Genomic DNA, 14750 nt, shown 5'->3' with positions numbered 1-14750 from the left:
GGTGCAATAGGCTCAGGTCCATACACAATAAAGAGTGTATCATCCGGTCTAAGCACCATAGTTCTTGTAAAGAATCCAAACTACTGGGTAAATGGCCATGCATCACAGATACCTGCAATAGCACAGCCAGCACACATACCGGAGATAGTAATAAAATACGGATTATCACATACAGACCGTCTTGAGGACTTCGATGATAATACATCCCAGATCAGCGAGGTTGGTCCATCATCATTTAAGCAGATAATCTCAGGATTCTATGATAAATCAGAGGCAAATGGAAACCTTGTTAAATCATACAAGGTTCTTGGTGCATTCTATATATCAATGAACACACAGAGATCATACACAAAGAATTTACACTTCAGAGTGGCTTTTTATGATTCATTGAATTATGCAGAGGAGTTGACGATATATAATAATAACTACAATGGAACACCTGAGGCATACCTTGAGCTTGGACCATTATCACCACAGTACGGTAAGGCATACTACAATCCTGATAACTTCCCGCTGCCAAAACAGAACATAACAGCTGCAATACAGAACCTGACAATTGCAGGTGATGAATGCCACTTCTACGTTGTGTTGCCAAACGGAACAAAGATCGGTGATACATCCGGAACGGATCTATCATCACATACGTTTACAATAACAGGAATAGCACCGGCAACAACACTTGAAACAGAACAGACAACGCTTGCAATAGACTCATTTGCAAAGGTTGGCTTACACTTCACTGCTGCATATGTAACAGAATCAGAGGTTGCAGACTGGACATCACCATCAACAACACCGCACTTCGTTGACCTTGGCTGGCTTCCAGACTATCCAGATCCAATAGGCCAGCAGTTAATACCAATATACGATAAATCAGAGGGTGGAACATTCGGTGGCAATGATGCCTGGGTTGACAATGCAACGCTTCAGCACTACTTCTCATTCCTGGACTTTGTCAATGCAACAACACAGATAAAGGATATGAAGACAGTTTCAAAGATAGTATATGATCAATATGCATACATGTGGCTTCCAATGCCATACACATATTACTTTGTCCAGCCATATGTACACAACTTTGTCTACAATCCATTTGGTGGATACTTCTATAATTTAATGTACATATCATACAATGGCTCATCAAGCAATTCATCATATGCAACGCATAATGTAAATTACAATACACTGGCATTAAACGATTTAATAGCAGGCAGTGTAATAGCAACAACAAAATTCTTCTAAATTTTATTTTAAATATTTTTAATATTGATTTCTGATATTTGTTTATATAAGTTAATATTTTATTACAAAATGATTAAATATTCTTTTATTATTTTTCACCTATGGTAAATGATATATACCCTGAAGATCTCAATAAGCTTGAAAATAAGGTAATTATCGATGTACGTGAACCATTTGAATATGACGAGATGCATATCAAGGATTCAATACTTATTCCAATGTATAAAATACCAGACAACATTGAAAAGATTAAAAATATGAACAAGAACATAGTTCTGGTCTGCGCCTCAGGGCACAGAAGCATCTATGTCGCCTCATATCTTGAACAAAACGGTGTAAAAAACGTTTACAATCTTGCAGGGGGTATATACTCATTATATTTTTCAGGATTTCCACTGGTAACAGCCTATGATGAATAAAATTAAGATTTCTTATTTTTTATTATAATGTCATGTGATGCCGTGTAAAGAAATATTATTCCAAGTATTGAGAATAAAAGAACAAAGATGTATGAATAGTAATGATTTATTTTAAACATTATGGCAAATAGTGAGCTTCCTATTACGCCTGAGACGGCCTTGCCTGTATAGAATATTCCATTGTTTGCGGTAGAAAATCTTGTTCCAAAGAGATCGCCAACAAGTGAGAAATATAGCGATATCATTGAGCCACCAAAGAAGCCTATAAGAACTATTGCTGCAGCAAACACATTAAATATCAGCATTAAAGATCCAAGTATTAAAAATACATCTATTATTAGAACCATCATCGGCCTGCCTATGTAATCTGAAACAAGTCCTAGCAGGGGCCTGCTGGTGCCGCTTAGCAATGGGAATACTGATAAAAGAATTGTAAACTCAACTGCTGGCAATTGTTTTCCTATATATCCAAAGGATGATGATATAACCATTAGAGGTAGTGATGCTGTTATAAATGATAAATATAGAATCCAGAATCTTTTTTGCCTTAAATTCCTTGAGGCCTTCGTTCCTGTAAGATTTTTGCCCGGGTATTCAACAAAGAACATCATTGCAGGTATTAATATTACCTCTGTTATGCCTATTATAAGCATCACAGATTCAAAATCCACGGCCCTGTAAATGAATATGTTTGCCACACTGGCACCAAGGCCAAAGCCAAGCGAGACAATACCTGTTGATAATCCACGTCTTTTTATAAACCACTTTACCGCAAGGTTTGTTGATATTCCATAGAGTATTCCCTCGCCTATGCTCCCTATTGACCATGAAATATAAAATGCATATAAATTGTGTATCAATGCAGTTCCAAGAAAACCTGTTGCCGAAAGTATTCCAGATATTATTCCAACAATTCTTGGGCCCCTTCTATCTGCAAAGAAACCGCCTATACCCTGAAATACCGTTGAAAATATTGCAAATAATGTAAATGCAAGCTCAACCTGTACCAGTGTTACATTTAAACCTGTTTTTAATAGTGGTTCAAACGCATTCCATGAGTACTGGTAAAGAGAGTTAAAAGACATTGTCAATAGGCCTATGACGATGAAGATTCTCTTATCCATCCTAATCGGATTGTAAAATAAATATTAATATTTTTCAAAAAAAATCAAATTAAAGAACCTTTAAATAATATTTTAAATGAAAAAATACTTATTTTATGAATATAATATCATATCAATGCTTACCGATCTGGAAATGGATATTTTAAAGCATCTGGATAAGTACGGCCCGGATTCGCCGTCAATAATATGGCGCAGGCTTCTGGGTCATATGGCCGATAAGGAGCAGGTAAGATTCGCATTTAAGCATCTAAAGCAGGAGGGCTATATAAGATATTATGGAAACAAAGTCGATAGAAATTCGTTAACATCCTCGTTGAAAAAGACGCTTAAGATAAAGGCCAGAAAATCAAATAGCTCAAGGTCATACTATGAATTAACAGAAAAGGGCTATGAAGTATTAAGAAAGAACCAGTGAACTTTTATAATTTATATATATTATATTTTATGGAAGACTATGAAACAAAATCAAAATCAGGAAAGATAGAGGAAAGGCATTTTGAGGATTCCGGGAAATTCGTTATTTATTCATACATAGATAAGGAAACAGGCAGGAAGACAAAGGAAAAATTAATATTAATTGGCAGTGATAGCAGGGCGTATTTTATAATACCGGCATCAAAGAAGCTTTTAATAGATGCAAAATTTGATTTAAATGCATATTTAAAGAACGGCGATAAAATAGAGAGCATAGCAGATATACTTTCAAGACTTTGATTTAATAATAATAAGCCTTACAAATGTTAATGAAACTATTAAAACAACAATGGATGCAATGGTATAAATGCCTATATTTAAACCGTACCTAACAATTTCTATTATAATTTCCCTTAGCACAAAGGCGATGCTTGCATCTATTATATAGATAAGACTTCTACCCTTTCCTGAAAAGAAATCCATAACACTGAGATATATTTCAATCAAAACAACAATAAAAAGCGATCCTTCAAGGGCATAATCGGCAACAACATAAAACTCTGTTATGTTTAAAATTATCTCCACGATTGTCTCCATTATCGCAAAGAAGATTCCTATTATAAGTATTGCCTCAACGATAATGAATGTAATTCCCACGACATTTAATTTTAACCTCATTGAGGGAATATCAAAAATCTTTTTATATTTGTTTTCTCTTATTCGATTGATACATTTGCCCGGACAAAAAGATGAACTTGAAATAATGGTCTCAGAATTAAAGAAATTCTGCAAGAGAAATTCGATAAATATATTTTACTCAATAGATACGGATATAATAATGAGCTTTGAATGGGATAAAAACCAGGGCTCATGGAAGAAATTTATGTCCACTGCTATATCAAACAATGTTAAATCCATCGTTGTTTCAATAAAAAAGCTTTCAGATGAGGGCATAAGCTTTTCAAGCAGGTATTCAAAGTTTTATAATAAAATCAGCGAGGTCGATATAATATACGTTTTAAATGACGTTGGTTATAAATACCATGAGGAGTCAAAATGGTTCACAGAGATAAACAATGATATGCTCATGGATGATTTCGACATGGACGATGAAAAGAAGATCGTTCAAATAGTGAAGGAGGTCAATGACGAGTCGGTTCAATCACTTGTTGAGCAGATTATAAACTATGCAAAGAATGACTATGAAAACACGGATATAAATGATATACTTCGCAGTTTCTGGTTATCAAAGGGCATAAACTTTGATTTTCCACTTGACGATGAAATAAAATCAAAGATTGATGAGGTAAATTCCATAGCAAGGTCATACCTTGAAAATGAGGAATACTCAAGCGAGCGTGCCAGAGCCCTGGAACAGGTTCCGGAGTTTTTAAAATGGATTATAATGCACAAGGTTGAGAAGATATCAATGGATGATGTTCGTGCCTTTCTTGAGGAAAAATCTATAAAAATAAAGTACAGGCCAAACATGGAAGTTATATTCCGTGAGGCCGAGAAGCTTATAAATATAAAGAATGGCAAATATGGTGATTAATTAAAATTATTAAAAATTTAAAATTATAAATTACACATAAAATTTAAAAATCATGTTTTATTATTAAAGCCTAAAGGTGTTCGCTGCCATGGAGAAAAATATTCAGAGAAATAATATAAGAAATTTAATCTTCTCCTATCTTTACACAGGCCGTTGTGATATACTTGAGGCATTGTATCTTATATCTGTGGGCGCCGATTACTATGATGCATCAAACAATTTAAGGAAGAGATATAAAAACAATCCTGTTATAAAAGCCGTTTCAGATCTAAAGATTTATCTATCCCATTGCATAGATTTAAATGAAATCATAGAAAATGAATCTCTTGGTGATGTAATTTTAAATGCATGCATTGACGCAATGTCAAGGTGCAACCTTGATAAAATAAAAGAATACATTAAAAACCTGCCTGATGGTGCATTAGATATTCTTTCAGGAATTGATCATAACGGATTGCCGGTATCGGTTGCAAAACTGGATAACTGTGTTTTAGATTATCTTGTTAACAACGGAATATGCTATGTTATCTCAAGGTATAATGACAATCCAGGTGAATACATAATACCATCGCCGCAGCTGCTTTTTATAACTGGTCATAGATGATATTTTAAAAGCCCATCACCCCTTGGATCAAAACCGGCATGCACATCATCTTCAATGAGAATTCCCTGGGCATGCCCCATCGTGCTGCTCAATCCATCTATGTATTTACTTCCCGATACTATACCTTTCTCAGAGTAAAGGTCAGCATCACCGTATATCGATGCCGGGTATGCAAATCTTGGATATGAAATTGCATCCTGGATATTATAATTTAAGTCAATGATCCTTGTTATTATCTGAACGTTTACCTGTGGCTGTATATCGCCACCCATACTTCCAAGGAGTATTAATTTATCTCCATTTAAAATTGTGCTCATGAGTGTATGAAACGTCTTTTTACCAGGTTTCAGTGCATTTTTATGGTTTTTATCCAGTGTAAAATAGGAACCACGATTGTTCATGTTTATTCCATAGCCATGTATGCTATGCCCGGATCCAAAGCCCATGTAGTTGCTCTGGATTGCACTTATACCTGCGTCGCCATCAAAGACTGAAAATGCTGTTGTATCTGAATATTTCTCATCCTTTTTATTTTTTGAATAACTGTAATTATTTAAAAGGTCATCATTTGATATTGATGATCCGTCATAAATCATACTTTTTCTAAATTCATATGATGGGTACATCTCATTTATCAGTGATGAATAGTAAAGGTCATCCGGCATGGAGTATAAATCATATTTATTAAGCCTGTTTAACCAGTAAAGCGCTGTTGCACCCTGGCTTACAGGGGGATTTGTGTAAACACTGTAATTTCTGTATCTTATTTCCAATGGTTTTACAACGCTTGCACTGTATGAATCAAGGTCATTAAATCTTATCAATCCGTGTTTTTTGATCATATCATCTTCTATTGCCCTTGCAATATCTCCATGGTAAAATGACTCAAGACCCTTCTCTGCTAGAAGTTTTAATGTTCTTCCAAGGGCCCTTTGAACGAGCAATCTTCCATTATTATAATAAATATTATTAAAATCCACATCGCCGTACTTAAAATTTTTAATTGCTTTTAATATAGAATTACTTGGAATAAAGCCGTCCATGGCAAATGATATTGCCCTTGAAAATAGCTTTTCAAGCTTCATTGTGGCATTTTTATAAAGTATTTCCCAGGAAGAAACAAGCCCTGGTATTGAAAATGATGATAATGGCCCGTGCTCCGGTATTTTATTATAACCGTTCCTATGGAAGAATTCAATTGTTGCAAGTTCCGGTGCATTTCCACTTCCATTTATTGAATAAATATCATTATCAATAATCGTTGAGAAAAAATCGCCGCCAAGGCCGTTTAAATGGGGTTGAACAACAACCAGTGCAGCACTGGTTGCAATTGCGGCATCGTAGGCATTTCCACCATCTTTTAATATCTCATTTCCCACAAATGTGCTTAATGGATGGCTTGAGGCAACAGCATAATTCATATACATATATCGTACATCATTATTTAAGCCTTTGATGTGGCATTATTATTTGACACAATTTTGTAGCTATAATAGCTAAATAAACTCTAAAATTAGTAGTGAAAAAATATACAAAAGTATTTTAACCATTTAATCTCTTATCAATAACATAGGTGAAATCTAATGGTAATGACAGAAGAGAGAAAGTATCCTGATTATCCAAATGTCAGGATAGCGAGTGACTTTGAGATCAGTAAGAATGCACCTTTTAAAACACTGGATGAGGTCCTATCATCGATGGGGCACCTAATAAATGAGGACATGCTTGTTTTAAGAGTAACTGAAAGTCTCTGCCCGCTCTGCGTCGATGAGGAGAAATTTGATCAGATGAGGATACCTGCCATCGTCTACGAGAAGGGCGGCGAGGTTGAGCTAATTAAGGAATGCCCTGAGCACGGTGTTACAGTTGAAAAGTACTGGGAAGACTATGATATGTACCAGGAGGCAAAGAAGTATCAGGACAAAGAAGGTACAAAGATATTAAATCCAAACGTTGCAGTCTTTGCAGAGAAGATCATATGCCCAACGCACTGCGGTCTCTGCGTTAAGCATAAGTCACACACAGGTCTTGGAAACATCGTTGTAACAAACCGCTGCGATTTATCATGCTGGTACTGCTTCTTCTATGCAAAGGAGAATGAGCCAATATATGAACCCTCACTGGATCAGATAAGAATGATGCTCAGGAGAATGAGAAACGAAAAGCCTGTTGGCGCAAATGCAGTGCAGATAACTGGCGGAGAGCCAACCATGAGGGACGATATCCTTGAGGTCATAAAGATTGCAAGGGAGGAGGGCTACGATCATGTTCAGTTAAACACAAACAGTATAAGAGAGGCATACGACCCGGACTTCGTCAGAAAGGTAAGGGAGGCCGGATCAAACGTAATATACACAAGCTTCGATGGACCAACACCAAGGTCAAATCCAAAGAACTTCTGGGAGATACCTGCCGCACTTGAGAACTACAGAAAGGCACCTCTTGGAGTTGTTCTTGTGCCAACAGTAATAGGCGGAATAAATGATATGTACCTTGGTGACATGATAAAATTCGCACTTTCAAACATAGATGTTGTGAGGGGCGTCAACTTCCAGCCTGTGAGTCTGGTTGGCAGGATGTCGGACCGCGCCAGGGCCAGGCAGAGGATAACAATACCGGGCGCAATAAAGAAGATAGAGCAGCAGCTCGATGGCCAGATAGGCAGGGAGGACTTCTTCACGGTTCCGGCAACAACAGAGGTATCAAACTTCGTTGAGGCCCTGAAGGGACATCCAACATACAAGCTCTCAATACACTTTGCCTGCGGTATGGGAACATACGTCTTCTATGATGAGGGCAAGATAACACCTGTAACAAGGTTTGTCGATGTAAAAGGCATGTTTGAATACCTGTCAGAGCTTGGTGATGAGATAAAGTACGCAAAGTGGAAGACCGCAAAGAAGGCAGAGTCAATCACAAAGTTACTATTTAAATTAAAGAAGTTCGTTGACTATGACAAGGCGCCAAAGGACTTCAGATTAAAGGACATGGTTTACAATGCATTCACAGAGGGAGATTATCATGGTTTAAAGGCATTCCATTACAAATCATTGTTCATAGGATTCATGCACTTCCAGGACCCGTACACATACGATGTTGACCGTGTTGAGAGATGCGATATACACTATGCAATGCCAGACGGCAGGGTTGTTCCATTCTGCGCATTCAATGTCATACCTGAGTTATACAGGGATTCAACACAGAGAAAATATTCGATACCTGCAAAGCTTTACGAGGAGAAGACCGGTGTCAATTTAAAGAGGGACAAGTACTTCAGGCACTACACTGTTGAGGAGAAGAAGGAGATCATAAGATTCTACGAGAAGAGCATAGGCAGGAACTTAACAAAGGAAGAGATCGGCTTGGATCTTGAGAAAGACCAGATACCTGTGATATCATCTGTTAATCCAGGTCAATAAAATTTTTAAATTTATTTTGGTACAAAATATACATCTGTTATCTTGAAATCCTGGAATTTTTTGAATTTTGCTATAACAGGCATTCCTATTTTTATTGTTTTCTCATCGGCATTTAAAAGCCTTGACATGAACAGTGAATCTATGTTTTCGAATTCAACAAGTATTAAATTGTAAGGAACCTCCTCAAGGAACGATTCCGAGCTGAAATAGCAGCGTGTCCAGCTGTGTATTTTCCCCTCATGTGGCAGCTCTATCCATTCCGTTTCTGATCCACAGAACATACAGTACCTTCTTGGAGTTGCATATTTATAGCCGCAGGATCTGCATCTTGATCCAAGCAATCTTGCATGCCCAAGCTCCTGGAAAAACTTTGAATCCTGGGCATAGCTATGGTAATAATCCATGTTAAAGCTTTCCTTTATTATTAATGGATCGATTTTATATACATCGGTCATTTAATCACCCTTTAATATTGTTACAGTTTCATATGCTCCAGTTCCGGCATGGCTGTGCACAACACCGCGGTTTGCATTTTTAACCTGAAGTCTGTTGCTTCCAAGGTGTCTCTCTATTCTCCCCTGTATCTGCCAGAATGCATACACAGCCTGCATTATGCCTGTTGCACCTATGGCATGCCCGGATGCGAGCAAACCACCCGAGGCATTTACAGGAAGATCACCATCAATCATTGGCCTTCCAGACTCTATGAATTTGCCACCCTCGCCGTACTTGCAGAACCCTAGATCCTCGTATGCCTGTATCTCTGCAGAAGTGTAAGAATCATAAACCTCTGCAAAGTCTATATCATTTAAAGGGTCCTTTATATTTGCCCTTTTATATGCCTGTATTGCTGCAAGCCTGCCGGCCCTGAATGAATGCACCCCTGGATACCTTAGATTCTTATAATCATCTTTATTCTCATTTGGCAGCAGCGGGACCTCACCAAATGGCCTGTCAGCAAGCCTTAATGTGTCGCTTGCAGAGCCTATTGCCTCTATTTTAACAGGTTTATCTGTAATTGAATATGCCTTATCCTTACTTGCAAGTATTAAACACGCCGCCCCATCGGACATATTACATATATCAAGTCTTGTTAATGGCGTTGACACCATTGGGGATTTCCTTACATCATCTACAGTTAACTTCATTGGGCTCTGTGCAAATTTATTGTAAATTGCGTTTCCATGGTTTTTTACCGATACCATGGCCATCTGTTCAACGGTTGTTCCAAATTCATACATGTGTCTTGTCGCCATCAATGCATAGTATGCTGTGTAAAATCCTCCAAGTGGAAAATCAAAGTTTATATCACTGGCCAGGGCTATAACCTCGTTTCCCTTCCACGTTGTTAATCTTGAAAGGTTTTCAAAGCCATAGACGGCACAGACATCCATGTTTCCCGAGGCTATTTCCTCATAACCTGCCTGAACGGCAAGCCCGCCGGTTGCACCGCCTCCCTCTATCCTCTTGGATGGTTTTGGTGCAAGGCCTATGTAGTCATTTACAAGAACACCGGCAAGCAGCTGTCCCTGAACATGATCTGAAAAGTATGCACAGACAGAGCCGTCGATATCGTCATTTTTTATTTTAACATCGTTTTTTGCATACTCAAATGCCTCCCTTACCTTCTCACGGTAGTCGTTGTTCTGATCTGCCTTAACAAACTTTGTCAATCCTGCGGAAACTATGTAAACATCCCTCATTTTTTATACCTCCTCACAAGGGCCTCGGCTATGAGCTTTTTTCTTATCTCATTTGTTCCGGCACCTATGCTTAATAGTATCGAATCTCGCATTAAACGTTCTATCTCAAAGTCCTTTATGTATCCGTAACCACCAAAGATCTGAAGGGCCTCCCTTGCTATGTACTCTGAGGTCTCAGATGCGTATAATATCGATGCTGCAGCATCCAGTGAATTCATCCTGTCCTTCTGAACATTTTCCAGTGCATGGTATGCAAAGAGCCTGCTTGTTTCAAGCTTTGTATACATGTATGCAAGCTTTTCCTGTATTAATTCAAATTCATGTATCGGCTTACCAAATTGTTCCCTCTCCATGGAATATTCCATTGCAAGATCAAATGCCCTTCTTGATATACCTATAGAATTGAATGCAAGGATGGCCCTCTCCATGTTTAAACCGCTGAACATGACGTTTTTTCCATGATTTATGCCTCCTATGATTCTATCACTGCCAATTATAATATCGTTAAAATATATCTCACCTGTAGGAGAGCCACGCATGCCAAGCTTCTTAAAGGATTTTCCCCTGGAGAAACCGGCATCGCTTGCAAGTATCAAAAATGCGGATATATCATCACCGGTTCTTGCATAGGTTAAAAATACATCCGCAAATGGCGCATTTGTTATAAAAGTCTTTGATCCATTTATCCTATATTTTCCATCCATTTCATCAGCCCTTGTCTTCATTGAAAGTGCATCTGTTCCTGCCGATGGTTCAGTCATGCCAAGTGAGCCGATCATATCGCCGGATGCAAGCTTAGTTACATAATTTTCCCTTATGTAATTTGAACCGTTCCTGAAAAGGTTATCAAGGCAAAGGTTGCTGTGCGCGCCATATGAAAGGCCGATCGATCCAGAACAATAACTTATCTCCTCCTCAATAATGGCCTGTGCCATGTAGCCAAGGTTTGTTCCATTATACTCCTCCGGTATTGTTACGCCCAGATAGCCCTGCCTTCCAAGCTTTTTGAATAAATCAACCGGAAAATAATCATCCTCGTCTATTTTTTTTGACAGTGGCATTATCTCCTTTTCAGAGAACTCTTTTACATTCTCTCTTATAAAATCCAGATCCATGTTTTAATATGAATGTATAATATAAATAATTTTAATACATGGAAAAATAGTTCTAAAGTTTAATGATATACATATATGAAGTATCAAATACTGGATCATACCGGTGATCTAAGAATCATTGTATATGGCAGGTCATATAAGGAGTTATTTCAAAATGCGCTCTATGGAATGGCAGACTGCATAATTAAAATAAAAAACGATTTTACTGATTCAGAAAGAAGTATAAAAATTAAAAAGAATAGCTATGAAGACCTTCTAATATCATTTTTATCCGAGGCACTCTACGAGCTTGAAATCAACAGGGTACTTTACTATAAATCAGATCTGGAAATAAATGATATGGAATTAAATGGAATAATCAAAGGATTTTATTTAAAGGGCGACATTGAATATGAATACATTATAAAGGCTGTTACATACTACGATCTTGAAATAAGGCCTGAAGATGGTTTTCTAAAAATCGTCTTTGATATATAAATTAAATTATTTTTATTAATGGCCTTCCAGGCCACGGGTTCTTTTTATCTATTCCCTTTGATACATCCACAACGATCTTTAACGATGTCATCTCCTCTATGTAATCTATATTTTCCTTTATAACAGAGTACTCGTTTATCATTGTGTTCATTATTCTCTGCTTGTTCCTCATGTAGTCAGGTATTGCCATTTTAAATTTCCCTGTTAAATTACTGTAATTCTTTATGAAATAGGCCTGTTCATCGCCGTATACGGTTATTAATGCCGTTTTTCCAGAGATCCTTGCAGCCCTCTGTATTTCCCTTATATCATTTATTATATTTTCAAGATAATTCTCTGATTCTATTATGTAATTATCTATCCTTTCCTTTATGTCCTTGTTAATCGTTTTGAGGCTGACAAAGGAATCCTCTATGTACCTGTGCCAGTATTCCTCACATGTATGTGGTATCACAGGTGATAGTGCTATGAGCCAGTCCCTTATTATCATGGAGACTGCAGCATTAACATCGCCATGTCTTAATTCAAGATGTTTAATGTCATTTAAAACGTTGTAAAATATTGATATGTATGCATCCCTTATTTTATATGACGACATTAAATTAAAATAGTCGTTCAGATTTGAGTAGAATCTCGATAGGAACCATTTATATATAAAGCCATCGTCATTTTTAAATTCGAATTTATTCATTATATCAATGAAGGACTCGTATCTTTTTATAACTGCTGAAAGATCCTTTTCATTCCAGTCCAGCAATGATGAGATATCAGCACCGACAGCAACGAACAGCCTGTATATATCAGCCGAATACTTTTCCTTTATCTTTAATAATGATATAACATTGCCCTTGCTCTTTGATATCTTTGCACCGTTTGATATCACAAGCCCGGAGATCATGAGACCCTTTGGATACTTTTCCTCATCGAAGATTGCGGCATGGTTCATTAAATAGAACGATAGATGATTTGATATGTGCGGTGGTGCTGTAATTCTAAGATCAACGCCGTACCAGTAATTGAACTCATTCCTTGCCATCTCAATGTCATTTTTAAATTTTTTATAATTCTCAGGAAAATCCTTATTTAAATATACAAAGTCCAAAACATCATCCGGTATGCACTTTAATTCATTGTAAATGTTTCTTAAATACTTTAAATTGGTATAGCCAACCATGTATATTGTCGAATCAGATAATGATTCTATAACCCAGCTGCTGTCAAATGGAAGCCTTGTACCTATGCCGCGCCTTCTTGCACATGGTCTTTCCCTGAGCCAGTCTATGGCATCACCCATGATCTTCCTGTAAAATTCAGGGTAAAATGACATGGCATCTATCATTTTATGCGTTCTTTCCTTAAGCCATGGCTGTGAATAATCAATAAACCACTGGCCGTTTATAACAGCAACAATGACCTTTGAGCCGGATCTTGTTATGGCCTTCCTTGATGTTTCGTATATAATTATTGCATTTCCGGATCTTATTAAATCGTTCTTTATTTTTTCCCTGGCCTCCTGAACGCTCAATCCAGAGTAATCTCCAGAGTTTATTAGTAAACCATTGTAAAATTCAGACTTGTAAAGCTCCTGTGTTGCCTCCTTTAATGATTTTTCATCGCTTCCATACTTTTCAAGAAGCTTTTCCACGCTTATATTATCTATTGCTATGACCTTTTTTATTTTAACGTTTATGCCGAGCCTTTTTACATAATAATAATCATATATTGCATGTCCTGGAACAGAGTAAACGACACCGGTTGCATTATCAGGATCAACAAAGTCCGCAATGTAAACATTTATGTACTCATTTAGCAATGGAACCCTGAATTTTCTGGACGTAATTTCACCAGGTTCTATGTCTTTTACAAATTTTATGTCATATTGATATGATAATTTTGTGTATGCCTCCTTTGAAACGGCATAGTATTTATTTTTATATTCAAAGATGCTGTATTTTGAATTCGATATCCAAGCATTTGTTATTCCGAATATGGTTTCTGGCCTGACAGACGCTGCTATTAGATTAAAATCATCATTTTCTAATATTAAGCCCGTGTATTCCTCTATGGTCACCTTGTCAACATCGCCATCCTTTATATCATCCTCACCAACGGCGTTTTCATCCTTTACGCTGTAAAGTATCGGGTAATTTCCCTGCTTTATTAATTTTAACTCCTTTAATTTATTGAACTGCCATTTAACAATCTCCTGATAGTCCGGATCTGCAGATGTAAATCTTCTGGTCCAGTCAATGGAGTATCCAAGCGATGTAAAATCCTTTATAATTTTATCTGCAAAGTAGTTTGCTATGTTTTCAGGCTCCTTAAATGATTCAATTAATTTATCTATGTTTTCTTTAGCCTCATATTCCTCGAGGTAGCTCCTGTAAAGTTTTATGGTTTCAGGATCATTTTCCCTTAATCTTTCTGAAAAGGCAAGTATTGGCGTTCCACTTTCATGGAATCCCATGGGAAATAAAACGTTGTATCCCTCAAGCCTTTTGTACCTTGCAACTATATCGCCAAGCGTGTATGTTCTTCCATGGCCGACATGGAGTGAACCGTTTGTGTATGGCCAGGGAACAGTAACAAAGAACTTTGGTCTTTCATCAATCCTTGATTCAAAAACATGATTTTTCTTCCACTCTTCCTGCCATTTTCTTTCTATATCATTATTCATA

The 14750-nt window shown here is 37.1% G+C and carries 15 protein-coding genes; 8 read left to right on the top strand and 7 right to left on the bottom strand.

What is annotated here, in order from left to right:
• Positions 1-1242: ABC transporter substrate-binding protein (locus tag B8780_RS05380; protein ID WP_236719394.1), on the top strand; the 1242-nt coding region annotated here is incomplete at its 5' end.
• A 101-nt stretch (positions 1243-1343) separates the two neighbouring features.
• Positions 1344-1661, top strand: a complete 318-nt coding sequence (locus B8780_RS05375; RefSeq protein ID WP_011177980.1) for a rhodanese-like domain-containing protein — start codon at positions 1344-1346, stop codon at positions 1659-1661.
• A gap of 2 nt (positions 1662-1663) precedes the next feature.
• On the opposite strand, the gene B8780_RS05370 is transcribed toward B8780_RS05375, so the two are convergent.
• A complete protein-coding gene (locus B8780_RS05370) occupies positions 1664-2785 on the bottom strand; it encodes an OFA family MFS transporter (protein ID WP_084272907.1) in 1122 nt (373 codons plus the stop codon).
• Positions 2786-2900: 115 nt separating this feature from the next.
• Between B8780_RS05370 and B8780_RS05365 the strand changes: the two genes are divergently transcribed.
• Together B8780_RS05365 and B8780_RS05360 are read left to right on the top strand one after the other, a co-directional pair.
• Positions 2901-3200, top strand: a complete 300-nt coding sequence (locus B8780_RS05365) for a DUF2250 domain-containing protein (protein ID WP_048059629.1) — start codon at positions 2901-2903, stop codon at positions 3198-3200.
• 29 nt (positions 3201-3229) lie between these two features.
• Complete coding sequence (locus B8780_RS05360) at positions 3230-3499, top strand: hypothetical protein (protein WP_011177983.1); 270 nt, start codon at positions 3230-3232, stop codon at positions 3497-3499.
• Here the strand turns inward: B8780_RS05360 and B8780_RS05355 are convergent.
• Complete coding sequence (locus tag B8780_RS05355; protein ID WP_084272906.1) at positions 3488-3877, bottom strand: hypothetical protein; 390 nt, start codon at positions 3875-3877, stop codon at positions 3488-3490. The two genes, B8780_RS05360 and B8780_RS05355, sit on opposite strands and share 12 nt — an antisense overlap.
• Before the next feature lie 55 nt (positions 3878-3932).
• On the opposite strand from B8780_RS05355, the gene B8780_RS05350 reads away from it, so the two are divergent.
• Positions 3933-4754, top strand: coding sequence for a hypothetical protein (locus B8780_RS05350; protein WP_084272905.1), 822 nt, complete (start codon positions 3933-3935; stop codon positions 4752-4754).
• Between the two features lie 88 nt (positions 4755-4842).
• On the top strand, positions 4843-5358 hold the full coding sequence (locus B8780_RS05345; RefSeq protein ID WP_011177985.1) for a hypothetical protein: 516 nt from the start codon (positions 4843-4845) through the stop codon (positions 5356-5358).
• On the opposite strand, the gene B8780_RS05340 is transcribed toward B8780_RS05345, so the two are convergent.
• Positions 5349-6779, bottom strand: a complete 1431-nt coding sequence (locus B8780_RS05340; protein ID WP_236719393.1) for a gamma-glutamyltransferase family protein — start codon at positions 6777-6779, stop codon at positions 5349-5351. The two genes, B8780_RS05345 and B8780_RS05340, sit on opposite strands and share 10 nt — an antisense overlap.
• Before the next feature lie 162 nt (positions 6780-6941).
• Here B8780_RS05340 and tes point away from each other — a divergent pair, with 162 nt between their 5' ends.
• Entirely contained in the window at positions 6942-8777 is a 1836-nt protein-coding gene (tes, locus tag B8780_RS05335; protein WP_011177987.1) for a tetraether lipid synthase Tes, read from the top strand.
• Between the two features lie 11 nt (positions 8778-8788).
• On the opposite strand, the gene B8780_RS05330 is transcribed toward tes, so the two are convergent.
• From B8780_RS05330 to B8780_RS05320, 3 genes are read right to left on the bottom strand one after another with little or no spacing between them, the layout of a single operon-like run.
• Entirely contained in the window at positions 8789-9232 is a 444-nt protein-coding gene (locus B8780_RS05330) for a Zn-ribbon domain-containing OB-fold protein (protein ID WP_011177988.1), read from the bottom strand.
• Positions 9233-10480, bottom strand: coding sequence for a thiolase domain-containing protein (locus tag B8780_RS05325; RefSeq protein WP_084272903.1), 1248 nt, complete (start codon positions 10478-10480; stop codon positions 9233-9235).
• The gene (locus B8780_RS05320; RefSeq protein ID WP_011177990.1) at positions 10477-11595 is read right to left on the bottom strand and encodes an acyl-CoA dehydrogenase family protein; all 1119 of its coding nucleotides are present in this window, start codon (positions 11593-11595) and stop codon (positions 10477-10479) included. The genes B8780_RS05325 and B8780_RS05320 overlap by 4 nt, the downstream gene beginning before the upstream one ends.
• 75 nt (positions 11596-11670) lie before the next feature.
• Between B8780_RS05320 and B8780_RS05315 the strand changes: the two genes are divergently transcribed.
• A complete protein-coding gene (locus B8780_RS05315; protein WP_011177991.1) occupies positions 11671-12072 on the top strand; it encodes an archease in 402 nt (133 codons plus the stop codon).
• A 1-nt stretch (position 12073) separates the two neighbouring features.
• Here B8780_RS05315 and leuS read toward each other — a convergent pair whose 3' ends face one another.
• Positions 12074-14749 (bottom strand): leucine--tRNA ligase, encoded by a 2676-nt coding sequence (gene leuS, locus B8780_RS05310; RefSeq protein ID WP_084272913.1) that lies wholly within the window; start codon positions 14747-14749, stop codon positions 12074-12076.
• Position 14750 lies beyond the last annotated feature (1 nt).

It is taken from the genome of Picrophilus oshimae DSM 9789 (genome assembly GCF_900176435.1).
Lineage (GTDB): Archaea > Thermoplasmatota > Thermoplasmata > Thermoplasmatales > Thermoplasmataceae > Picrophilus > Picrophilus oshimae.
Note: the sequence above shows the minus strand (reverse complement) of the source record. Positions and strands in the feature narration are given on the sequence as shown.